Here is a 21,477-nt window from a genome sequence, read left to right as displayed (position 1 = left end):
CGCGCGGCTCAGGCCTCGACGGGGCTGAGCGCGTGCGTGACGAGCCGCTCGAGGGTGGTGAGACCGTCGCGCGAGAGGATCGACTCGAGGTGGCCCTGCACCGACGCGTACGCGGGACCGCGCAGCGCATAGACGTCGCCGGTCCGCGCATCAGCCGACACCTCGGTCGCCCCCACGCGGGTCGTTCCCGGGGAGACGCGGGCCGTGAACGTGTTGTAGAAGCCGATGGATGCCGGGGTGCCGAAGACGTCGACGGTCTTCTGCAGGCCCTGGTGCGGGCTCGCGAGCGGCGCCAGCTCGAGTCCGAGGCGGTCGGCGAGCACCTGGTGGCTCAGGCACACCGCGAGCAGCGGCGCACCGGCATCCACCCGTTCCGCCACGATCTCGCGGAGACGGGCGATGCGGGCGCTGTCGGCGTCGCGCGGGTCGCCCGGACCCGGGCCCGAGACGACGAGGTCCGCCGCGGCGACAGCTGCCGGGGAGGCCTCGGACCAGTGCGCGATCGTCACGTCGAAGCCGAGGTGGCGCAGCTGGTGGGCGAGCATCGTCGTGAACCGGTCCTCGGCGTCCACCACGAGGGCGCGTCGCCCGGCGAGCGGACCGCGTCCCGGCTCGCCCTGGGGGTTCAGCCAGAAGGCGGCCAGGCGGGCGTTGCGCGAGGAGAGGAGCTCGGCGATGGCGGGATCCTCGGCGAGCGGCCGCGGGGCCGGGGCCGGGGCGTCCTCGTCGACGGTGCGGGCGACGACGTCGCGCGGGATCGCGCCGATGGCGCCCAGCACACCGGCCGCCTTGCCGTGGGTCTCGCCCACCTCGCCGTACGGGTCGGAGTGGCGCACGAGGGTCGCGCCCACAGGGACCCGCAGCCGGCCGTCGACGACGTACGCGGTGCGGATGAGGATCGGCGCGTCGAGGTCGTGTCCGCCGTCGGCGCGCGGCGTGAACAGGGCCGCCACGCCGGAGTAGTACCCGCGCGGGCTCTGTTCGTGGCGGGCGATGACGGTGCAGGCGTTCTGCATGGGCGAGCCGGTCACGGTGGGCGCGAACATGGTCTCGCGGAGGATGTCGCGCGGATCCATCGTGCTCGTCCCGCGCAGCATGTACTCGGTGTGCGTCAGCCGCGACATCTCCTTGAGATGCGGGCCCGTGATGCGGCCGCCGTCGCTGCAGACCGCCGACATCATCTTGAGCTCCTCGTCGACGACCATGAAGAGCTCCTCGGTCTCCTTCGTCGAGGAGAGGAACTCGGTCAGGGTCTCTGCCGTCGCGCCGCCCGCCGGGTGGCGGAAGGTCCCCGAGATGGGGTTCATCGTCACGACGCCGCCCTGGGCGCTGACATGCGCCTCGGGGCTCGCGCCGACGGCGAGGTGGTCGGGCGTCGACACCAGGAACGTCCAGTAGGCGCCGCGCTCGTGCTCGAGCAGCGCGCGGAACCACGTCAGACCCGCCGTCAGCGGGTCGCCGCCGACCTGCGCGACGTAGTCGCGGCGGATGACGAAGTTCGCCCCCTCGCCGCGGCCGATCTCGTCGGCGATGACCCGGCGGACGATGTCGGCGTACGCCTCGTCGTCGATGTCGAAACCGGCGTCCTCGAGGGCGACGGGCTCGGTCGGCAGTTGGGCGAGCGCCTCCGACAGGGGCAGGGAGTGCCGTTCGCCGACGACGAGGCAGCGCAGCGGCGCGCCGTCGTCGTGGCACGCGAAGCCGCGCTCGACGACCTGACGGAACGGGACGAGCGCGAGCACCTCGCGCGGGGACCCCGCGGCATCCGTGAGGGGGATGTCGGCGAGCAGCTCGACGTCGACCACCTCGCCGGTGAGCACCTCGACGGTCGCGCCGTCGCGGGCGAGGAGGGCGAAGGGGACGCTGCGCGCGGCGAGGTCGGCGAGGATGATCGGGGCGGTGCCGGTCATGGGGGATCTTCCGTTCGGGGCGGTCGCCGGTAAACGAGAAACGACCGCCGGGCTGTCAGCTCAGGCGGTCGTCGGGATGCACGTGGCGTCCGCCTCAGGCGGAGCGCCACCACGTGCGGTTCGCGAACATGGGGCCGAACCTACCACAGGCGACCCTCGCGGCATCCTCTCGGCCAGGTGCCGTGCCCGAGCGCCCCCCCGCGGCTTAGGCTGGAGCCGTGCCAGCTGTGAACATCGGGATGCCCCGCGTGCCGGAGGTCCTCGCGCCTCGTCGCAATAGCCGTCAGATCAAGGTCGGCAAGGTCCTCGTCGGTGGCGATGCCCCCGTCAGCGTCCAGTCGATGACGACGACGCCGACCACCAACATCAACGCGACGCTGCAGCAGATTGCCGAGCTCACCGCCTCCGGATGCGAGATCGTGCGGGTGGCCGTGCCGTCGCAGGATGACGCGGACGTCCTCCACATCATCGCCGCGAAGAGCCAGATCCCGGTGATCGCCGACATCCACTTCCAGCCGAAGTACGTGTTCCAGGCGATCGACGCCGGCTGCGCGGCCGTGCGCGTGAACCCCGGCAACATCCGCAAGTTCGACGACCAGGTCGGCGCGATCGCCAAGGCGGCCCAGGCCGCGGGTGTGTCGCTGCGCATCGGCGTCAACGCCGGGTCCCTCGACCGGCGCCTGCTCGAGAAGTACGGCAAGGCGACGCCCGAGGCCCTCGTCGAGAGCGCCGTGTGGGAGGCATCCCTCTTCGAGGAGCACGACTTCCACGACTTCAAGATCTCGGTCAAGCACAACGACCCCGTCGTCATGGTGAAGGCCTACCGGCAGCTCGCCGAACGGGGCGACTGGCCGCTCCACCTCGGCGTCACCGAGGCGGGCCCCGCCTTCCAGGGCACGATCAAGAGCGCGACCGCGTTCGGGATCCTGCTCGGCGAGGGTATCGGCGACACGATCCGTGTCTCGCTGTCGGCGCCGCCCGCCGAAGAGGTCAAGGTCGGCCACCAGATCCTCCAGTCGCTGAACCTCCGCGAGCGCAAGCTCGAGATCGTGTCCTGCCCGTCGTGCGGTCGCGCGCAGGTCGACGTCTACACCCTCGCCGACAACGTCACCGAGGGCCTGAAGGACATGACGGTCCCGCTCCGCGTCGCGGTCATGGGCTGTGTCGTGAACGGTCCGGGCGAGGCCCGCGAGGCCGACCTCGGCGTCGCGTCGGGCAACGGCAAGGGGCAGATCTTCGTCAAGGGCGAGGTCATCAAGACCGTCCCCGAAGAGGACATCGTCGCCACCCTCATCGAGGAGGCCAACCGCCTCGCCGACGAGATGGGGCCGGATGCGCCCCTCGGAACGGCGCAGGTCGTCACCTCCTGACGCGAAGCGGATGCCGGGCGGTCCCGGCATCCGCTGTTCTCGTCAGCTCCAGAGGGAGTGATAGGCGTTGATCGCCGGCTGCCCGCCCAGGTGTGCATAGAGGACGGTCGAGTCCTTCGGGATGTCGCCGCTCTTCACAAGGTCGATGAGACCGGCGAGCGACTTGCCCTCGTAGACGGGGTCGGTGATCATCGCCTCGAGCTGCGCGCCGAGCGCCATCGCCGCCATCGTGGAATCCACCGGGATGCCGTAGAGGTCGCCGGCCCATCCCTCGAGCACCTGGATCTCGTCGTCGCGCAGGTCGCGGCCGACTTCGATGAGTTCCGCGGTGTGGCGTGCGATCCTGGCGACCTGGTCACGGGTCTTCTGCAGCGTCGCGGAGGCGTCGATGCCGAGGACGCGGCGCTTCACACCGGTCAAGTCTTCGAGCGCGGCGAAGCCCGCGATCATGCCGGCGTGCGTCGAGCCGGTCACCGTGCAGACGATGATCGTGTCGAAGAAGACGCCCAGCTGCTTCTCCTGCTCGGCCACCTCGAAGGCCCAGTTCGCGAAGCCGAGGCCGCCGAGGCGGTGCTCGGAGGCTCCGGCGGGGATGGGGTAGGGGGTGCCGCCGGCATCCTCCACCTCCTGCAGCGCCTGCTTCCAGGAGTCACGGATGCCGATGTCGAACCCGGCGTCGTCGAGGCGGGAGTCCGCGCCCATCATGCGCGAGAGCAGGATGTTGCCGACCTTGTCGTTGACGGGCTCGTCCCACGGGACCCACTTCTCCTGGACGAGCCGCGCCTTCAGACCCAGGTGCGCGGCGACCGCGGCCACCTGACGCGTGTGGTTGGACTGGTAGCCGCCGATCGAGACGATCGTGTCGGCGCCGCTGGCGAGGATGTCGGGGACGATGTACTCGAGCTTGCGGGTCTTGTTGCCGCCGAATGCGAGTCCGCTCGAGACGTCCTCGCGCTTGGCCCAGATCTCGGCTCCACCGAGGTGCTGGGTGAGGCGCTTGAGGTGCTGCAGAGGGCTCGCGCCGAAGGTCAGCGGGTGGCGCGGGAACTGGTCGAGGATCACGGGGTCTCCTGGGTGGTGTCGGTGAGCAGGTCGAGCCAGAGGCCTTCGGCCACGGCTGCCGCGGCCTGCGCGTCGCGCGCCGCGCAGTGGCGGATGAGCTCGGCATGGCGGGTGGCGGAGGCGGTCGCGTCGTTCGAGGCGAAGCGCAGGCGCTCGGCGCGTTCGAGGACCGGTCCGTAGAGGGCGAGGACGGTGCGCACGGCCTCGTTGTCGGCGCGGTCGACGGCGACGGCGTGGAACGCGTGGTCGGCAGCGAGGGCGGCGGACGTGTCGCCCGCGTCGTGTGCGGCGACGAACGCGTCGTTCGCCTGACGCATGCGGTCGATGTCGTCGTCGGTGAACCGGGGTGTCGCCTCGACGACCGCGACCCGGTGCATCGCGGCGACGACCGCCGCGGCATCCCGGACCTTGTCGTCGTCGACGGGAGCGACGACGGTCGACCGGCCCGGGAGGGCGAGGACGAGGCCGGAGCGGGCCAGGTTGAGGAGCGCTTCGCGGACGGGGGTGCGGGAGACCCCGAGCCACGTGGCGAGCTCGACGTCGCGCAGCTGCTCGCCGGGGGCGAGGGTCCCGTCGACGATCGCGTCGCGCAGTCTCGTGCGGACTTCGTCGCGCAGCAGCCCGCGCGGGGGAAGGGAGGTCGAGGGCACCGGCATGCAATATATTGCACACCCGACGGCGGCCGGACGCACATCGGCGCGCTCAGGCGGGCGCGAACTCGACCTTTCCGGAGGCGACGTCGGCGGCGACGAGGCGCACCCGGATCGTCGCGCCGGGCTCGGCGTCGACGCCCGCGACCGTCGTCTCGAGGGGCGGGACCGTCAGGGCGACCCGCCCGCCGTTCTCGCGGCGACGGAGCACGACGGCGTCGAAGACCTCGCCCTCGCGACCGCGGAGGACCGCCGCGGCGACGTGCTCGATCGCGGCGGCGTCCACCTGCGACGCGACGCGCGAGGATCGTTCCATCGCCTCGGGCAGCTCCGTCAGCGACCCGCGGACCTCGGCCGGCACCTCCTCGCCGTTCGCGAGCGCGTGGCACACGAGCAGCGACCAGCGATCGACGAGGCGCCGCAGCGGCGCGGTCGTGTGCGCGTAGGGCGCGGCAAGGGCCGCCTGCGTCACGAGGTCCGGTACCTCGCCGTCGAGGACGGTGTACCCCGCTCCGCGGAAGAGGCCCGCGGCCTGCTCGCGGATCGCGCGGCCGACTGGGGTCCGCGGCAGATCGCGGAGGTAGTCGCCGTAGGGGACGTCCGGGTGCCACGGCACGCCGAGCCCGACGGTCTGCGCGCGGAACGCCGCGACGTCCTCCTCGGATGCCGGGGGCATCGTCCGGAGGATGCCCACCTTGCCGGCGAGCATGATCTCCGCGGCGGCCATCCCGGTCAACAGCGACACCTGGGCGTTCGCGTCCTCGAGCGGCACGCCCTCGTCGGCCTGCAGGTCGTACCCCTCGGGCGTCGCCACGACCCGGATCTCGGGCAGGTTCAGGCTGGCGCCGCCGCGCTCGCTCTCGCGCCGGGCGCGCTCGTCGCCGAACCACACGAGGTGCTGGATCGTCTCGGGGGCGTCGCCGCGCCCCAGCGCCGCCTGCGCGTCGACGTACGACCACTGCGCGCGGGACCGGATGACCCCGCGTGCGAGCGTGACGGCGGCTGGGCGGGCACCGGCATCCAGCTCGAAACGCCAGACGAAGGCGCGCCGGTCGCGATCCGGTAGCAACGAGGCCGCGTCCTCGCTGAGGACGGCCGGGTGCAGCGGGATGCGGCCATCGGGCGCGTAGACGGTCTGGCCGCGCCGCCGCGCCTCCGCGTCGACGGCGCCGCCCATCGGCACGAACGCGGGCACGTCGGCGATCGCGTAGTGCAGGATGCCGCCGCCGTCCGCGGTCCGCTCGAGGTGGACGGCCTGGTCGAGGTCGGTCGAGCCCTCGGGGTCGATCGTGAGGAACGGGATGCCGCGCAGGTCGTCGAGCTCCGCGGACGCCGACACCGGGACCTCGCGTGCCGCCCGCTCCGCCGCGGCCTGGACCTCGGCGGGGAAAGCGCCCGGCAGATCGAACCGCTCGCGCAGTGCGCCGAGTGCGGCACTCAGTTCCGACTGGACGGGGGAGACGAGGCGAGCGCGGCGGGAGGGCACGCGGTCAGTGTAGGCCGGGCTGCCTCAGCGGGTTCCTCGATTGCATCCAGCGCGCCCATGACGGAAGCGCATACCGTGAGCGGCATGAGCAAGCTCTCGCGACTGATCGGCGGGTGAGCAGGTCTCCGGCCTCGGGGAGCAGATCTCGGGCTTCGGGGAGAACCTCGGCGGCTTCGGGCTGCCCGGACTCGACGACATCTTCGGCCGCTGAATCCTCGCGCATCCTCGCGCGCGTAGGCGCGCTCTCTTAAGGTCGCCTCATGAGCACTCGGGGGAGCGGTACACGTCGTCGGATCACCGGAACGAGCCTGGCGGCTGCGGCCGCCGTCCTGCTGCTGGCGGGATGCGCGGGTGCCGTCGAGGCATCCCCGTCCCCCTCTTCGGCGTCACCGTCCGCGCCGTCCGCCGGACCGTCGCCCTCGCCGGAGGAGCCGGATGCCGGAGCGCAGGGCATCTCGGCGACGTGCGACGACCTGCTCGCCGATCCCTCGCTGAGCGATGCGACCGGCTCGGCGTCGTCGGCGGAACCCGACGGCCTGTGGTCGACGGCGGCGGAGGTGGCGGGCGGGCTCGTCTGCGGGTTCGACTCCGCCCAGCTGTCGGGCACGATCGTCGCGCTGCCCGCCGACCGGGCAGGGTCGCTGGCCGCCGCGGCGGACGCCGCATGCGCCCCGTCCTACGATGCCGTCGAATGCATCGGGACGGGTGCCGCGGACGGAATGACCGTCGCCGTGTCGTTCCTCACCGTGGAGCAGACGCAGGCGCAGACCGATCTCGTGACGCGACTGCGCGACGCCGCGCTCGACGCGGTGCGCGCCGCCGACCGGGCGCCGCTCGCCGAGCCGGCGGCGCTGCCCCCGTCGTGCACCGAGCTCGGCGACGCCATCGACCCGTCCGCCGTGCTGCGCGCCGAGGAGGTGTTCCCGGAGCCGATCATGGAGGGCGACCTCCCGTTCGACCGGCGGACCGTCGAGGCGGCGGAGCTCGTGCGCGCCTGCGACTGGTCCGAGTTGACCGACTCCCGCGAGCTGCAGGTCGTCATCGTCCCGGGTGGAGCGGAGAAGTGGGACGAGGTGAGCGACCGGCTCGGCGGCACGGCTGCGTCCGTCGACGGCGCCGACGCCACCGAGGTCCAGGAGGACAACCGCGTCCGGCTCCTCGTCCGCGGAAGTGTCGACCTGATCCTGGTCGAAGGCCGGTTCGGCGATCCCGAGCGAGCCGTCAGCCCGGAGGATCTCCGGACGGTGGCGCAGAAGCTCCTCGCCCTCAGCTGATCTCGCCGCCGACCCCGCCGGCGTCGTCACCGGCGTCGAGCGACACCCGGACCGCGACCTCGAGCGCGTCGACGAGGCGGTCGAAGGGCAGCGACGGCACGTCGCCGGGCCCGGTGCCGTCCGCCCACGGGAGGTGGACGAATCCCGCGCGCACCGGGGCACCGTCCGTGGCGTGCAGGGCGGCGTACATCACCGCGTTGCAGACGAACGTGCCGGCCGTGTGCGAGACGGTGGACGGGATGCCGCGGTCCGTGAGTGCCGCACCGATCGCCTTGACGGGGAGCGTCGCGAAGTACGCCGCGGGTCCGCCGTCGACGACGGGGGCGTCCTGGGGGCGGTGGCCTGCGTTGTCGGGGATGCGGGCGTCGGCCAGGTTCACGGCCACGCGTTCGGGGGTTACGGCCGCACGACCGCCGGCCAGACCCGTGGCGACCACGACATCCGGTCGATGCTCCTCGAGGAGCGCGGCCAGACGTGCCGTCGCACCGTCGAAGGTGACGGGCAGCACCTCGGTGATGAGGCGCTCGGGTCCGCGCCAGCGCGCGGCGAGTGCGCGGACGGCATCCCCCGACGGGTTCACCGCGTCGCCGGCGAACGGTTCGAATCCGGTCAGGAGGACGGTGCGCATCCCTTCAGGCTAAGCGCCTCGCCGCCACGGCGTCCCGGCCCGCGCACCTAGACTTGACCCTCGTGGTCACCCGTCTCTCGACATACTTCCTCCGCACGCTCCGCGAAGACCCGGCCGACGCCGAGGTCACCAGTCATCGCCTGCTGGTGCGCGCCGGCTACATCCGCCGCGCCGCCCCCGGCGTCTTCACCTGGCTGCCGCTCGGCCTGCGGGTGAAGGCGAAGCTCGAGCAGATCATCCGCGAGGAGATGGCGAACGCGGGGGCCTTCGAGGTCCACTTCCCCGCGCTGCTGCCGCGTGAGCCGTACGAGCAGACCGGACGCTGGACCTCCTACGGCGACGGGATCTTCCGCCTGCAGGACCGCAAGGGCGCCGATTACCTGCTCGCTCCCACGCACGAGGAGATGTTCACGCTCCTCGTGAAGGACCTGTACTCCTCGTACAAGGATCTGCCGCTGACGATCTTCCAGATCCAGGACAAGTACCGGGATGAGGCGCGTCCCCGCGCGGGCCTGCTGCGCGGCCGTGAGTTCACGATGAAGGACGCGTACTCGTTCGACTACACCGACGAGGGGCAGGACGTCTCGTACCAGTCGCAGCGCGACGCGTACGAGCGGATCTTCACGCGCCTCGGCCTGGAGTACGTCATCGTCGCCGCCGACAACGGACTGATGGGCGGTGCGCGCAGCGAGGAGTTCCTGCACCCGATCGCCGTCGGCGAGGACACCTTCGTCCGGTCCGCCGGCGGCTACGCGGCCAACGTCGAGGCCTTCACGACGGTCGTGCCCGACGCCCTTCCGCTGCCCGACGGCGCCCCGGTCGTCTTCGACTCCCCGGACACCCCGACGATCGACACGCTCGTCGCGCACGCCAACGCCCACCTCGACGCCCCGGCGCCCGGCATCGCCGGTCCCGCGACGGACGGCGCCGACACCTGGACGGCGGCCCACACGCTGAAGAACGTCGTCCTCGCCCTCACGCACCTCGACGGCACGCGCGAACTCGTGATCGTCGGCCTGCCCGGCGACCGCGACGTGGACGACAAGCGGGCGGAGGTCGCCTTCGCACCCGCCGCCGTCGAAGCGGCGACCGAGGCCGACTTCGCGAAGCACCCCGGCCTTGTGAAGGGGTACATCGGACCCTGGTCGCCGAGCGGTCCGGTCCTCGGCGAGGAGTCGACCACCGGCATCCGCTACCTCGTCGACCCCCGCGTCGTCGAGGGCACCGCCTGGGTCACCGGCGCGAACGAGCACGAGAAGCACGCCCACTCCGTCGTCGCGGGCCGCGACTTCACGCCCGACGGCGTCATCGACATCTCGGACGTCCGGGCGGGCGACCCTGCCCCCGACGGTTCGGGGCCGGTCGAGCTCGCGCGCGGCATGGAGATCGGGCACGTCTTCCAGCTGGGACGCTTCTTCGCCGAGACGTTGGGGCTGAAGGTCCTCGACGAGAACGGCAAGCTCGTGACGGTGACGATGGGCTCGTACGGCATCGGCGTGACCCGCATCCTCGCGATCCTCGCGGAGCTCAACAACGACGACCGCGGCCTCATTTGGCCCGAGTCGATCGCGCCGTTCGACGTGCACGTCGTCGCGACCGGTCGCGATGCGGTGGCGTTCGAGCTCGCCGAGAAGCTCGCCGCCGACCTCGAGGCCGCGGGCCGCGACGTGCTGCTCGACGACCGGCCGAAGGTCTCGCCGGGCGTGAAGTTCGGCGACGCCGAGCTGGTCGGCGTGCCGTGGATCCTCATCGTCGGACGCGGCGCCGTCGACGGCCAGGTCGAGCTGTGGGATCGCCGCTCGGGCGAGCGGTCGACCCTGGCCGCCGCCGACGCGATCGCCGCGCTCACCGCCTGAGCTGCGGCATCCGTTCTCATCCGTTCACCCGACGGATGCCGGATCGTGACAGCCTGGGGAGATGTCGCCGAGTCCCACCTCTTCCCTCGACGGTGACGTCACCGACGCCGTCCGTGCCCTCCTGACCGACGCCGGGGTGACCGACGACGCCGATCTCGTGGCCCGCATCCTCGTGACGGGACTCGGGATGGGGGTCGACGACACCGACCGGCTCGACCTGAAGATCGCGTCGGCGGCGCTGTCGGAGATGCGCTCCGCGTTCGGGCTGTTCGCGCCCTACCGCGGGACGCCGAAGGTGACGATCTTCGGCTCGGCGCGCACCCGGGCGAAGGACCCGCTGTATCGCGCGGCCGCCGAGATCGCCGGCGCGCTCGCGCAGCGCGGCTGGATGATCGTGACCGGCGCCGGTCCCGGCATCATGCAGGCCGCGGCGGAGGGCGCGGGTCCCGAGCACTCGCTCGGCGTGTCGATCCGGCTGCCGTTCGAGGAGAAGCCGAACGCCGTGATCGCCGAGGCGGACCGCGTCGTGGCGATGAAGTACTTCTTCACGCGCAAGCTCATGCTCGTCAAGGAGTCGCGCGGGTTCGTCTGCGTTCCGGGAGGTTTCGGCACCCTCGACGAGCTGTTCGAACTGCTCACCCTGCAGCAGACCGGCAAGGCCGAGCCGACGCCGATCGTGCTGCTCGACGCCCCTGGGGGGACGTTCTGGCAGGGTCTCGAGCGGTTCGCGTCCGACCATCTCATCCCGTCGGGGGTGATCTCGCCCGACGACCTCGACCGTGTCCTCGTGACCGATTCGGTCGCGGCGGCGGAGGCCGAGATCACCGGGTTCTGGCGCAACTACGACTCGCTGCGGTGGATCGGTTCCCGCCTCGTGCTGCGGTTGTGCGCGGAGCCGACGGATGCCGAGGTCGCAGACCTCAGCGACCGTTTCACGCACCTGCTCACCGGGGGCCGCATCCAGCGCACCGCACCCCTGCGCCGCGAGCGTCAGGACGACGATCGGCTGGAGATGCCGCGCCTGCTCCTGGACTTCGACCGGCACCGTATCGGCGAGCTGCACCACCTCATCCGCGCGATCAACGCGCTCCCCTCGGCGCCCCCGGCCACGCCGCCGACCGAACCCCACGCCGTCGGCTGATCAGAGCTTCGCGTAGCGGGTGCGGAGGAAGCTGAAGACCGCGTAGACGACGAGGCCGAGCCCCACGAGGAAGACGAGGACGGGACCGATCATCTGCGAGAGGAGGGCCTCGATGGCGGCGTCGAAGCCGCCGGCGGCCGCGGAGTCCTGCTTCACGGCCGCGACGATGAGGAGGATGCCGACGATGAGCACCGACACCCCCTTGCCGATGTAGCCGAGGATCCCCGACACGGTCACGGCGACGCCCAGCGCGCCGTCCGGGATGCGGACCTGCTTGTCGAAGGATCGGCGGACACCGATCGACGCGAAGACGAGCGCTCCGATCACGAGGCCCACGCCGGCCGCAGCGACGACGAAGACCCCGCCGGGGGTTTCCAGGAGACCGCGCGTGATCTGCTGTGCCGTGCGGTCGCCGTCGGGGCGCGCCCCCAGCGCGATGGTGACGGCGATGGCGCCGAGGGCGAGGTAGACGACAGACTGCCCGGCCGCCGAGCCGCGCCTGCCCCACGCCGCGGCATCCTTCCCCTTCACGAGGCAGGCGCGCAGGGCCTGGAACAGTCCGAGCGCGGTCAGGAGGAGGCCGAGGATCCAGACGAGCACGAGCCCGAGCGGCGCGTCCAACAGGGCCTTGAAGACCCCGGCCTGGTCCGATTCACCTCGGCCGCCGAACGAGATGACGATGACGACGACGCCGAAGACGAGGTGCACGACGCCGTTGGCGGCGTACCCGCCGCGGGCCAGGATGCGCGCGACGGGGGAGCGGCGTACGGTCTGTGCGACATCCTCCACGGCATCGGTCATCCGTCGATCTTCTCAGGTCGCCCGCGATCCGATCGGGTAACGTTGACGGGATGCCGCGACGCACCGGGAAGCCGGGCGTGATCGCGGCGCCGTGTTGAGCAACTGAAAAGGGAGGCACCTGTGGACATCGACCTGGGGCTGCTGAGGACTGTCGAGCGCGAGCGGGAGATCCCGTTCGACGAACTGGTCCGGATCATCGAGCAGGCCATCCTGACCGCTTACGCGAAGCACACGTCCCCCGACGGTGAACTCCCCGAGGGCGCGCGCGCCCGGCTCGACCGCAAGACCGGTCACGTCGCCGTGTACATCCCGCTGCGCGACGAGGAGGGTGCCGTCATCGGCGAGGAGGAGTCCACGCCGGACGACTTCGGCCGGATCGCCGCCTTCGCCGCGAAGCAGGTCATCAGCCAGCGTCTGCGCGACATCGCCGACGACGCGGTGCTCGGCGAGTTCAAGGGCAAGGAGGGCGACATCGTCGCGGGTGTGGTCCAGCAGGGCCCGAATCCGCGCATGGTGCACGTCGACCTCGGCACGATCGAGGCGATCCTCCCTCCCGAGGAGCAGGTCCCCGGCGAGGACTACGCCCACGGCTCCCGCCTGCGCGTCTACGTGACCTCGGTCTCGAAGGGCCTCAAGGGGCCGCAGATCACCGTCTCGCGGACGCACCCCGGTCTCGTCCGCAAGCTCTTCGCCCTCGAGGTGCCCGAGATCGCGTCGGGTGTCGTCGAGATCGTCTCGCTCGCCCGCGAGGCCGGCCACCGCACCAAGATCGCCGTCAAGGCGAACGACCCCGCCGTCAACGCGAAGGGCGCCTGCATCGGCGAACTCGGCCGCCGCGTGCGCGCGGTCACCGAGGAGCTCGGCGGCGAGAAGATCGACATCGTCGACTACGACGAGACCCTGCCCAAGTTCGTCGCGAACGCCCTCTCGCCGGCGAAGGTCACCTCGAGCTTCGTGCTCGACCAGGCCACGAAGGCCGTGCGTGCCCTCGTCCCCGACTACCAGCTGTCGCTGGCGATCGGGAAGGAAGGCCAGAACGCCCGGCTCGCCGCGAAATTGACCGGCGCGAAGATCGACATCCAGCCCGACAGCATTCTCGACGAGTCCTGACGCGGTAGGATGGAACCTGTTCGAACGTGCGTGGGATGTCGCGCGCGTGCCCCCCGGTCCTCGTTGCTCCGCATCGTGGCCCGGGACGGTGCCCTCGTCATCGACGAGAAGGCCGTCCTGCCGGGTCGGGGCGCGTGGGTGCATGACACGGACACCTGCGTGACGACCGCTCTCAAGCGGCGCGCATTCGGACGCGCACTACGGGCATCCACTCCGCTGGACACAGCGGTACTGGATGCGCGGACCACCAGAGAATCCCTCCAGCGAAACGGCTGAACGGCTATGGACACAAAGTGAACGGCTCGAAATGAGACCCGTCCGCGAATGACGGTCCGCCCTGTCCGGGGCGGGCCCCAGACAGGAGAATTGTGGCAAAACCACGCGTGCACGAGATCGCTTCCGAGCTCGGCGTCGACAGTAAGGTCGCCCTCGCGAAGCTGAAGGAGCTCGGCGAATTCGTCAAGAGCCCCTCATCCACCATCGAGCCCCCCGTGGCTCGCAAGCTCCGCGCCGCCCTCGAGGCGGAAGGCGTGAAGGCACCCGCCGCCGCGCCCGCGAAGCCCGCGGCGAAGGCCCCGACATCCGGTGCGACCCCCGGTCCCCGCCCGTCGGCACCCAAGCCCGCCCCGGCCCCCGAGCCCGCCGCGCCTGCGGCCCCCGCTCAGCCGGCCGCAGAGAAGCCCGCACCGTCGGCCCCCGAGGGCGGTGCGCCCAAGCCGGGCGCCCCCGCTCCCGCGAAGCCCGCGTCGCAGGCCCCGCGTCCCGGCGGCGCTCCGCGCCCCGGCAACAACCCCTTCGCCAGCTCGCAGGGCATGGGACAGCGTCCCGCCGGCCCCCGCCCCGGCAACAACCCCTTCGCCTCGGCGCAGGGCATGGGCCAGCGTCCGACGCCCGGCAACATCCCGCGCCCGCAGGCGCCGCGTCCCGGTTCCCCGCGTCCGGGTGCCCCGCGTCCCGGCGGCGCCGGTCGTCCCGGTGGCGGCGGTCGTCCGGGTGCACCGTTCCAGCAGCGTCCGGGTGGTCCCGGTCGCCCCGGCGGCGGCGGCTTCGGCGCTCCGCGTCCGGGCGCCCCGGCCGGTGGTTTCGCCGGTCGTCCCGGTGGCGGCGGCGGTCGTGGTCGTGGACCCGGCGGCGGTACCGCCGGTGCCTTCGGTAAGGGCGGCGGCAAGTCGAAGCAGCGCAAGTCGCGTCGGGCGAAGCGGCAGGAATTCGAGATGCGGTCGGCGCCCGTCGTCGGCGGCGTCAACGTCCAGAAGGGCAACGGCGAGGTCATCCGGCTCCGCCGCGGCGCGTCCATCGCGGACTTCGCCGACAAGCTCGAGGCGCTGCGCGGATACACCGTCCAGCCCGGCACCCTGGTGACGATCCTCTTCAACCTCGGCGAGATGGCCACGGCCACCGAGTCGCTGGACGAGGCGACGTTCGAGATCCTCGGTGAGGAGCTCGGCTACAAGATCCAGATGGTCTCGCCCGAGGACGAGGACAAAGAGCTCCTCGAGGGCTTCGGTCTCGACCTCGAGGCCGAGCTGGAGGCGGAGAACGAGGACGACCTCGAGATCCGTCCTCCCGTGGTCACCGTCATGGGCCACGTCGACCACGGTAAGACCCGACTGCTCGACGCCATCCGCCAGACCAACGTGGTCGCAGGCGAGGCCGGCGGCATCACGCAGCACATCGGTGCGTACCAGGTCTGGACCGAGCACGAGGGCATTGAGCGCGCGATCACCTTCATCGACACCCCGGGTCACGAGGCGTTCACCGCCATGCGTGCCCGCGGTGCGCAGGTGACCGACCTCGCGATCCTCGTGGTCGCGGCCGACGACGGCATCATGCCGCAGACGGTCGAGGCGCTGAACCACGCCCAGGCGGCGAACGTGCCGATCGTGGTCGCGGTCAACAAGGTCGACAAGCCCGACGCCAACCCGGCGAAGGTCCGTCAGCAGCTCACCGAGTACGGCCTCGTGGCCGAGGAGTACGGCGGCGACGTCATGTTCGTCGACGTGTCGGCTCGTCAGGGCACGAACATCCAGGCACTGCTGGATGCCGTCCTCCTCACCGCCGACGCGGGCCTGGACCTCACGGCCAACCCGAACAAGGCGGCGCGCGGTGTCGCGATCGAAGCGAAGCTCGACAAGGGTCGCGGTTCGGTCGCCACGGTGCTGATCCAGTCCGGAACGCTCCGTGTCGGCGACGCGATCGTCGCGGGCACCGCGTACGGCCGTGTCCGCGCCATGATCGACGAGAACGGCGATGCGGTCGACGAGGCCTACCCGTCGCGTCCGGTCCAGGTGCAGGGTCTGAACTCCGTGCCCCGCGCCGGTGACGTCTTCATCGTGACCGAAGAGGACCGCATGGCCCGCCAGATCGCCGAGAAGCGTGAAGCGGTCGAGCGCAACGCCCAGCTGGCCAAGGCCCGCAAGCGCATCTCGCTCGAGGACTTCACCCGCGCTCTCGAAGAGGGCAAGGTCGAGTCGCTCAACCTCATCATCAAGGGTGACGTCTCCGGTGCCGTCGAGGCGCTCGAGGAGTCGCTGCTCAAGATCGAGGTCGACGACAGCGTCCAGCTGCGCATCATCCACCGCGGTGTCGGTGCGATCACCGAGTCGGACATCAACCTGGCGACGATCGACAACGCGATCGTCATCGGCTTCAACGTCCGTCCCGACACGAAGGCCCGCGAGCGCGCCGCCCGTGAAGGTGTGGACGTCCGGTTCTACTCGGTCATCTACAACGCGATCGACGACGTCGAGCAGTCCCTCAAGGGCATGCTCAAGCCGGAGTTCGAAGAGGTGCAGTCGGGTGTCGCCGAGATCCGCGAGGTGTTCCGCTCCTCGAAGTTCGGCAACATCGCCGGTGTCATCGTCCGCTCGGGCACGATCACGCGCAACGCCAAGGCGCGGGTCATCCGCGACGGCGTCGTGATCGCCGACGGCCTGGCCATCGAGTCGCTGCGCCGCTTCAAGGACGACGTCACCGAGGTGCGTACGGACTTCGAAGCCGGTATCGGCCTCGGCAAGTACAACGACATCCAGGTCGGCGACGAGATCGAGACGACCGAAATGGTGGAGAAGCCGCGCGGCTGATCCACGGTGTTGCTACGGCGATGGATGCCGCCGGGATAACGGGACCCCCAAGACCCCGACTATCCCGGCGGCACCCATCGCCTCCGCAATTCATCCGTCAGCCGATCGCGGCCGGGGGAGAACAAGAGGAGAAGGACTATGGCCGGGGAACGGCAGGCACGGTTGGCGGACCGCATCCGCGTGCTCATCGCGGAGCGCCTCGAGAAGGGGCTGCGCGACCCGCGGCTCGGATTCGTCACGATCACCGACGTGCGTGTCACGGGCGACCTGCAGCACGCGTCGGTCTTCTACACGGTCTACGGCGACGACGAGGCCCGCGAGGGCACGGCTGCGGCGCTGAAGGCCGCGACGGGGATGCTGCGCAGCGAGGTCGGGCGTCAGCTCGGCACGCGCCTCACGCCGTCGCTGGAGTTCATCCTCGACGGGCTGCCCGAGAACGCGGGTCACATCGAGGACCTGCTGCGCGAGGCGCGTGAGCGCGACGCGGCCGTGGCGGCCACCGCCGCCGGCGGCACCTACGCAGGCGAGGCGGACCCGTACGTCAAGCCGCGCGAGAGCGACGACGAGGACTGAGCGGTCCGGTCAGCGGGGCAGGTGCAGGGCACCGTCCGTGACCTCCACCAGCCCGTCGGCGATCAGCGAGTCGACGGCCCGGTCGCGCTGAGCGGCATCGGGCCACTCCGAGGCCACCTCGTCCGCAGGGACGGGGTGGCCTCCGGCGTCCCGCAGCGCCTTCAGGATCGCTCCGCGGACCTGACGGTCGCTGCCCTCGTAGCGCGCCTGCTTGCGCCTGTCGTCGCCGGTGTCGGGGTATCCCGCCGCCCGCCAGGCGCAGACGGCCGCGAGCGGGCACGCCTCGCACCGCGGCGCACGCGCCGTGCAGACGATCGCGCCCAGCTCCATCGCGGCGGCGTTCACGACCGCGGCGTCCTCGTCGTCCGCGGGCAGGATCGCCGCCATCGCCGCGAGGTCCGCCTTCGCGGGCGGTCCGGGCTGCGAACGGCCGTCGACGGCGCGCGCCAGGACGCGTCGGGTGTTGGTGTCGACGACCGGATGCCGGTCCCCGTACGCGAACACTGCCACCGCGCGGGCCGTGTAGTCGCCAATCCCGGTGAGGGCGAGCAGGGCGTCCACGTCGCGGGGGACGACCCCGTCGTGCCGGTCCCGGATCTGCGTCGCCGCGCGGTGCAGCCACAGCGCCCGACGGGGGTAGCCGAGGTTCGCCCACAGCCGCACCGCGTCGGCCGGGGGAGCGGCCGCGAGGTCGGCGGGGGTGGGCCAGCGCGCGAGCCACTCCTCGAGCCGCGGGACGACCCGCGACACGGGCGTCTGCTGCAGCATGAACTCGCTGACGAGCGTGCCCCACGCGCCGAAGCCGTCGCGCCGCCAGGGCAGGTCGCGGGCGTTCTCGCGGTACCACGCGATGAGCGGCGAGGCGAGGTCGGGCACCGCTCCAGCCTAGGCTGGAAGCCATGCAGCAGAGCCAGGGGAGCGGCGGGATCCTCCTCGTCGACAAGCCGGGCGGCGTGACGAGCCACGACATCGTGGCGCGGGCGCGCCGCGCGCTGAACACCCGCAAGATCGGCCACGCCGGCACCCTCGACCCGATGGCGACCGGGCTGCTCGTCCTGGGCGTCGGTCACGCCACGCGGCTGCTCACCTACGTCGTCGGACTCGACAAGACCTACGAGGCCACCATCCGCCTGGGTGTCACGACGGACTCCGACGACGCCGACGGTGTCGAGACCGCCAGAGCGGATGCCGGTGGTGTCGCCGACGAGGCGATCCACCGCGGCATCCGCTCATTGACCGGACCCATCTCGCAGGTACCGAGCACCGTCTCGGCGATCAAGGTCGGCGGGCGCCGCGCGTACGACCTCGCGCGCGCGGGCGAGCAGGTCGAGCTGAAGGCGAGGGATGTCGTGATCAGCCGGTTCGAGGTGCGCGGCATCCGTCGGGGCGTCGACGTCGTCGACGTCGACGTGGTCGTCGACTGCTCGAGCGGCACGTACATCCGGGCCCTCGCCCGCGACCTCGGCGCGGACCTCGGCGTGGGCGGGCACCTCACAGCGCTCCGGCGCACGCGGATCGGTCCGTTCGACGTCGCCGACGCCGTCACCGAGCTGACCGAAGACATCCCGCTGCAGGATGCCGCGGGTGTCGCGGCATCCCTTCTCGGCACCTTCGCGGTCACCGCCGACGAGGCGCGCGATCTCCGTCACGGCAAGCGTCTGGTCGGGGCGGCGGACCGACTGCCGACCGACACACCCGCCGCGATCGCCCCGGACGGTGCGCTCGTCGGGATCGTCGGCCGTCGCGGCGACGACGTCAAGAGCCTCATGAACATGCCCGAGGAGCAGCCGTGATCGCGTGGTTCACCGTCGTTCAGATCGCCGTCGCGTGCGGGGCGGGCCTGCTGTGCACCGTGCTGGGTCTCGCCGGTCGTCGCCCGAGCGATCTCTCCGTGGGTACGCAGGCGCTCGTCCTGCTGCTGCTCATCGTGCAGGTCGTGATCGCGATCATCGCCCCGCTCGCCGGCAATCCGCCGACGGGGGACCTGCTGGAGTTCTGGGTCTACCTGGTCTCGGCGGTTCTCATCCCGCCGGCCGCGGTCGCCTGGGCGCTCATCGAACGCGGTCGCTGGAGCACGGTCGTCATGGGGGTCGCCGCGTTCGCGATCGCCATCATGATCTGGCGCATGAACGTCATCTGGACGGTGCAGGTCGCCTGACCCCGGCCGGGCCGCGTCCGCGGCGGTCGTAGGATTGAGGGGCCATGCCTGAGACCGCGCCGACCTCGACCGCTCCGTCGGCCGCCTCCCCGCGTCGGATGACCGGTGTCGGCCGTGTGCTCGTGGTCGTCTACGCGATCATGGCCCTCGGCGCGACGGGTCGTTCGTTCGTGCAGATCGTCCGCGAGTTCGACGACGCACCGCTCGCGTACTCGCTGTCGGCCCTCGCCGCGCTCGTCTACATCCTCGCCACCCTCGCGCTCGTGTTCAGCGCGTCCGAGCGGTGGTACCGCGTCGCGTGGGCGGCGATCGTCTTCGAACTCGTGGGTGTGCTCGTCGTCGGGACGCTCTCGCTGACGCATCCCGAGCTCTTCGACCACCCCACGGTGTGGTCGGGGTACGGCATCGGATACGTCCTCGTCCCGCTCGTGCTGCCCTTCCTGGGGCTCTGGTGGCTCATCACCCACCGGCACGCCCGGTCCGCCGCGGAGGGCGCCGCGTGATCGTCTTCCGCGATCCCGCCGAGGTGCCCGCGGGCTTCGGCCCGAGTGTCGTCGCGATCGGCAAGTTCGACGGCGTGCACTCGGGGCACCGCGCCGTCATCGACCGCGCGCGCGTGGCCGCGATGGACGACGGCGCACGCGTGGTCGCCGTCACATTCGACCGAAACCCGCTCGCCCTGCTGCGACCGGACCGCTGCCCCGAACCCCTCGTGAGCGTGGATCAGAAGATCGCCCTGCTCGCCGAGGCCGGTGTCGACGCGGTGCTCGTGCTGCGCTTCGACGAGGAGCTCGCCGCGCTCGCGCCCGAGGAGTTCGCGCAGCGCATCCTCGTCGACGCCCTGCACGCGGTGTGCGTCATGGTGGGGGTCGACTTCCGCTTCGGACGCGGCGGAGCGGGTGATCCCGCCTTCCTCACGACGTTCGGCGAGACCCACGGGTTCACGGTGGACGTCGTGGGTGACGTCCAGGGTGGCGGACGCCGGGTCTCGTCGACCTGGGTGCGCGAGATGCTCGCCGCCGGCCAGGTGGAGGACGCAGCGCGTCTGCTGGGGCGCCCGCACGCTGTCCGCGCCGAGGTGGTCCACGGGCTCAAGCGCGGCCGCGAGCTCGGCTACCCGACCGCCAACCTGTCGACGGATGCCGAGGGGTTCATCCCCGCCGACGGCGTGTACGCCGGCTGGCTGATCGACGAGGGGACGGATGCCGGGCGCGTCCGCGCCGCGACGCGATACCCGGCCGCCGTCTCGGTCGGCACGAACCCGACGTTCGACGACGTGCCCCAGCGTCAGGTCGAGGCGTACGTCCTCGACGAGACCGGCCTCGACCTCTACGGCCACACGGTGCAGGTGCAGTTCACCGCCCGCATCCGCGGCATGGTCCGCTTCGAGGGCATCGAGGCCCTCATCGAGCGGATGGATGCCGACGTCGCCGAGGTGCGGGCGGCGCTGCAGCCCGGCGCCTGAGTCCGAGCGGCGCCGGGCGAGCCGTGCCGGTCAGTAGGAGCCGGAGTCGACCGCTCCGGTCGCCTCGTCGCCGGCGTCGATGCGACGCGCTTCGCCGAGGATGACGGCGCTGCCGCTCGTGCCGAGGCGGGTCGCGCCGGCCTCGAGCATCGCGATCGCGTCGCCGTAGCTGCGCACCCCGCCGGAGGCCTTCACCTCGACGCCTGCACCCACGGTGCGACGCATGAGCTGGACGTGGGGGATCGTGGCCCCGCCGCCGGCGAATCCGGTCGAGGTCTTCACGAAGTGGGCGCCGCCGGCCTCGCTGAGGCGGCTGCCGCGCTCGATCTGCTCGTCGTCGAGCAGGGCCGTCTCGAGGATGACCTTCGTGACGCGGCCCTCCGCCGCCGCGACGACCGCGCGGATGTCCTCGACCACGACGTCGTCGAAGCCCGAGCGCAGCGCGCCGATGTTGACGACCATGTCGACCTCGCTCGCGCCGTCGGCGATCGCCTGTCGCGTCTCGGCCACCTTCGCGGCGGTCGAGGTGGTGCCGTGCGGGAACCCGATGACCGTGCCGACCGCGACGCCGGTGCCGTCGAGGCGCGCCACGGCGTGGGGGATGTCGCTCGGGCGCACGCAGACGCTGAACACACCCCATTCCGCGGCGATGTCGAGCTCGGCGTCCACGTCGGCGCGGGTGAGCTCCGGCTTGAGGATCGCGTGGTCGATGGTGGCGGCGAGTTCGCGTTCGGTGGGCATGACACCAGCGTACGCGGCACCGCGCGCGGCACCGCCGAGTCGCGGTGGGAGCCCGGGACCGCGACGCGCTAGAATGAGGGGGAAGGGCCCGTCCCGTCGCCGCCGCTCGCAGAAGCGAGTACCCGCAGCCGTGACGACCCGGGGACCACATTCGTGTCGCGACCGACCT

At 71.7% G+C, this 21,477-nt stretch carries 20 protein-coding genes; 12 read left to right on the top strand and 8 right to left on the bottom strand.

Annotation, left to right across the window (positions count from 1 at the left end; translation table 11 throughout):
• Positions 1–8 precede the first annotated feature (8 nt).
• Positions 9–1,910, bottom strand: a complete 1,902-nt coding sequence (locus Q9S36_RS05245; protein WP_311284214.1) for a chorismate-binding protein — start codon at positions 1,908–1,910, stop codon at positions 9–11.
• Between the two features lie 239 nt (positions 1,911–2,149).
• On the opposite strand from Q9S36_RS05245, the gene ispG reads away from it, so the two are divergent.
• The gene (ispG, locus tag Q9S36_RS05240; RefSeq protein ID WP_311284458.1) at positions 2,150–3,280 is read left to right on the top strand and encodes a flavodoxin-dependent (E)-4-hydroxy-3-methylbut-2-enyl-diphosphate synthase; all 1,131 of its coding nucleotides are present in this window, start codon (positions 2,150–2,152) and stop codon (positions 3,278–3,280) included.
• A 42-nt stretch (positions 3,281–3,322) separates the two neighbouring features.
• On the opposite strand, the gene Q9S36_RS05235 is transcribed toward ispG, so the two are convergent.
• Genes Q9S36_RS05235 through Q9S36_RS05225 form a run of 3 tightly spaced genes read right to left on the bottom strand, consistent with a single transcriptional unit; the run spans position 3,323 to position 6,478 of the window.
• The gene (locus Q9S36_RS05235) at positions 3,323–4,342 is read right to left on the bottom strand and encodes a 1-aminocyclopropane-1-carboxylate deaminase (protein ID WP_311284213.1); all 1,020 of its coding nucleotides are present in this window, start codon (positions 4,340–4,342) and stop codon (positions 3,323–3,325) included.
• The gene (locus tag Q9S36_RS05230) at positions 4,339–4,998 is read right to left on the bottom strand and encodes a GntR family transcriptional regulator (protein ID WP_311284212.1); all 660 of its coding nucleotides are present in this window, start codon (positions 4,996–4,998) and stop codon (positions 4,339–4,341) included. The genes Q9S36_RS05235 and Q9S36_RS05230 overlap by 4 nt, the downstream gene beginning before the upstream one ends.
• Before the next feature lie 46 nt (positions 4,999–5,044).
• Positions 5,045–6,478: an RNB domain-containing ribonuclease gene (locus Q9S36_RS05225; RefSeq protein WP_253035985.1), complete on the bottom strand. Its 1,434-nt coding sequence runs from the start codon at positions 6,476–6,478 to the stop codon at positions 5,045–5,047.
• Between the two features lie 260 nt (positions 6,479–6,738).
• Here Q9S36_RS05225 and Q9S36_RS05220 point away from each other — a divergent pair, with 260 nt between their 5' ends.
• On the top strand, positions 6,739–7,752 hold the full coding sequence (locus Q9S36_RS05220) for a hypothetical protein (protein ID WP_311284211.1): 1,014 nt from the start codon (positions 6,739–6,741) through the stop codon (positions 7,750–7,752).
• Here Q9S36_RS05220 and pcp read toward each other — a convergent pair.
• Complete coding sequence (pcp, locus tag Q9S36_RS05215; RefSeq protein ID WP_253035987.1) at positions 7,745–8,380, bottom strand: pyroglutamyl-peptidase I; 636 nt, start codon at positions 8,378–8,380, stop codon at positions 7,745–7,747. The two genes, Q9S36_RS05220 and pcp, sit on opposite strands and share 8 nt — an antisense overlap.
• 62 nt (positions 8,381–8,442) lie before the next feature.
• Here pcp and Q9S36_RS05210 point away from each other — a divergent pair, with 62 nt between their 5' ends.
• Positions 8,443–10,236 carry a proline--tRNA ligase gene (locus tag Q9S36_RS05210; RefSeq protein ID WP_311284210.1) on the top strand — a complete coding sequence of 598 codons (1,794 nt, stop codon included), beginning with the start codon at positions 8,443–8,445 and terminating at the stop codon, positions 10,234–10,236.
• Positions 10,237–10,297: 61 nt separating this feature from the next.
• Positions 10,298–11,377, top strand: a complete 1,080-nt coding sequence (locus tag Q9S36_RS05205; RefSeq protein WP_311284209.1) for a TIGR00730 family Rossman fold protein — start codon at positions 10,298–10,300, stop codon at positions 11,375–11,377.
• Here Q9S36_RS05205 and Q9S36_RS05200 read toward each other — a convergent pair whose 3' ends face one another.
• Complete coding sequence (locus tag Q9S36_RS05200; protein ID WP_311284208.1) at positions 11,378–12,178, bottom strand: DUF1206 domain-containing protein; 801 nt, start codon at positions 12,176–12,178, stop codon at positions 11,378–11,380.
• 120 nt (positions 12,179–12,298) lie between these two features.
• Here Q9S36_RS05200 and nusA point away from each other — a divergent pair, with 120 nt between their 5' ends.
• The 4 genes from nusA (at position 12,299) to rbfA (ending at position 16,944) form a co-directional block, all read left to right on the top strand.
• On the top strand, positions 12,299–13,288 hold the full coding sequence (gene nusA / locus Q9S36_RS05195) for a transcription termination factor NusA (protein WP_064001510.1): 990 nt from the start codon (positions 12,299–12,301) through the stop codon (positions 13,286–13,288).
• 9 nt (positions 13,289–13,297) lie between these two features.
• On the top strand, positions 13,298–13,564 hold the full coding sequence (locus Q9S36_RS05190) for a YlxR family protein (RefSeq protein WP_311284207.1): 267 nt from the start codon (positions 13,298–13,300) through the stop codon (positions 13,562–13,564).
• Between the two features lie 92 nt (positions 13,565–13,656).
• On the top strand, positions 13,657–16,371 hold the full coding sequence (gene infB, locus Q9S36_RS05185; RefSeq protein ID WP_197471562.1) for a translation initiation factor IF-2: 2,715 nt from the start codon (positions 13,657–13,659) through the stop codon (positions 16,369–16,371).
• Between the two features lie 138 nt (positions 16,372–16,509).
• Positions 16,510–16,944: a 30S ribosome-binding factor RbfA gene (rbfA, locus tag Q9S36_RS05180; RefSeq protein ID WP_253036074.1), complete on the top strand. Its 435-nt coding sequence runs from the start codon at positions 16,510–16,512 to the stop codon at positions 16,942–16,944.
• A gap of 9 nt (positions 16,945–16,953) precedes the next feature.
• Here rbfA and Q9S36_RS05175 read toward each other — a convergent pair whose 3' ends face one another.
• The gene (locus Q9S36_RS05175) at positions 16,954–17,820 is read right to left on the bottom strand and encodes an A/G-specific adenine glycosylase (RefSeq protein WP_311284206.1); all 867 of its coding nucleotides are present in this window, start codon (positions 17,818–17,820) and stop codon (positions 16,954–16,956) included.
• A 23-nt stretch (positions 17,821–17,843) separates the two neighbouring features.
• Between Q9S36_RS05175 and truB the strand changes: the two genes are divergently transcribed.
• Genes truB through Q9S36_RS05155 form a run of 4 tightly spaced genes read left to right on the top strand, consistent with a single transcriptional unit; the run spans position 17,844 to position 20,567 of the window.
• Complete coding sequence (gene truB / locus Q9S36_RS05170) at positions 17,844–18,737, top strand: tRNA pseudouridine(55) synthase TruB (RefSeq protein WP_311284205.1); 894 nt, start codon at positions 17,844–17,846, stop codon at positions 18,735–18,737.
• Positions 18,734–19,102: a hypothetical protein gene (locus Q9S36_RS05165; RefSeq protein WP_311284204.1), complete on the top strand. Its 369-nt coding sequence runs from the start codon at positions 18,734–18,736 to the stop codon at positions 19,100–19,102. Before truB ends, Q9S36_RS05165 begins: the two co-directional genes overlap by 4 nt.
• Positions 19,103–19,146: 44 nt before the next feature.
• Positions 19,147–19,605 carry a hypothetical protein gene (locus tag Q9S36_RS05160; protein WP_064001516.1) on the top strand — a complete coding sequence of 153 codons (459 nt, stop codon included), beginning with the start codon at positions 19,147–19,149 and terminating at the stop codon, positions 19,603–19,605.
• Complete coding sequence (locus Q9S36_RS05155; protein ID WP_311284203.1) at positions 19,602–20,567, top strand: bifunctional riboflavin kinase/FAD synthetase; 966 nt, start codon at positions 19,602–19,604, stop codon at positions 20,565–20,567. The genes Q9S36_RS05160 and Q9S36_RS05155 overlap by 4 nt, the downstream gene beginning before the upstream one ends.
• A gap of 30 nt (positions 20,568–20,597) precedes the next feature.
• Here Q9S36_RS05155 and deoC read toward each other — a convergent pair whose 3' ends face one another.
• On the bottom strand, positions 20,598–21,308 hold the full coding sequence (gene deoC, locus Q9S36_RS05150; RefSeq protein WP_311284202.1) for a deoxyribose-phosphate aldolase: 711 nt from the start codon (positions 21,306–21,308) through the stop codon (positions 20,598–20,600).
• Positions 21,309–21,477 lie beyond the last annotated feature (169 nt).

The organism is Microbacterium sp. ARD31 (assembly GCF_031844425.1).
This window is presented reverse-complemented; position numbering and strand designations above follow the sequence as displayed.

What these genes read in the sequence shown, in the direction of transcription:
- Q9S36_RS05245 (WP_311284214.1), bottom strand. Translation starts at nt 1,910, where the DNA reads ATGACCGGCACCGCCCCGATCATCCTCGCCGACCTCGCCGCGCGCAGC.
- Q9S36_RS05160 (WP_064001516.1), top strand. Translation starts at nt 19,147, where the DNA reads ATGCCTGAGACCGCGCCGACCTCGACCGCTCCGTCGGCCGCCTCCCCG.
- rbfA (WP_253036074.1), top strand. Translation starts at nt 16,510, where the DNA reads ATGGCCGGGGAACGGCAGGCACGGTTGGCGGACCGCATCCGCGTGCTC.
- Q9S36_RS05200 (WP_311284208.1), bottom strand. Translation starts at nt 12,178, where the DNA reads ATGACCGATGCCGTGGAGGATGTCGCACAGACCGTACGCCGCTCCCCC.
- pcp (WP_253035987.1), bottom strand. Translation starts at nt 8,380, where the DNA reads ATGCGCACCGTCCTCCTGACCGGATTCGAACCGTTCGCCGGCGACGCG.
- Q9S36_RS05205 (WP_311284209.1), top strand. Translation starts at nt 10,298, where the DNA reads ATGTCGCCGAGTCCCACCTCTTCCCTCGACGGTGACGTCACCGACGCC.
- Q9S36_RS05230 (WP_311284212.1), bottom strand. Translation starts at nt 4,998, where the DNA reads ATGCCGGTGCCCTCGACCTCCCTTCCCCCGCGCGGGCTGCTGCGCGAC.
- Q9S36_RS05220 (WP_311284211.1), top strand. Translation starts at nt 6,739, where the DNA reads ATGAGCACTCGGGGGAGCGGTACACGTCGTCGGATCACCGGAACGAGC.
- ispG (WP_311284458.1), top strand. Translation starts at nt 2,150, where the DNA reads ATGCCCCGCGTGCCGGAGGTCCTCGCGCCTCGTCGCAATAGCCGTCAG.
- Q9S36_RS05190 (WP_311284207.1), top strand. Translation starts at nt 13,298, where the DNA reads ATGGAACCTGTTCGAACGTGCGTGGGATGTCGCGCGCGTGCCCCCCGG.
- deoC (WP_311284202.1), bottom strand. Translation starts at nt 21,308, where the DNA reads ATGCCCACCGAACGCGAACTCGCCGCCACCATCGACCACGCGATCCTC.
- truB (WP_311284205.1), top strand. Translation starts at nt 17,844, where the DNA reads ATGCAGCAGAGCCAGGGGAGCGGCGGGATCCTCCTCGTCGACAAGCCG.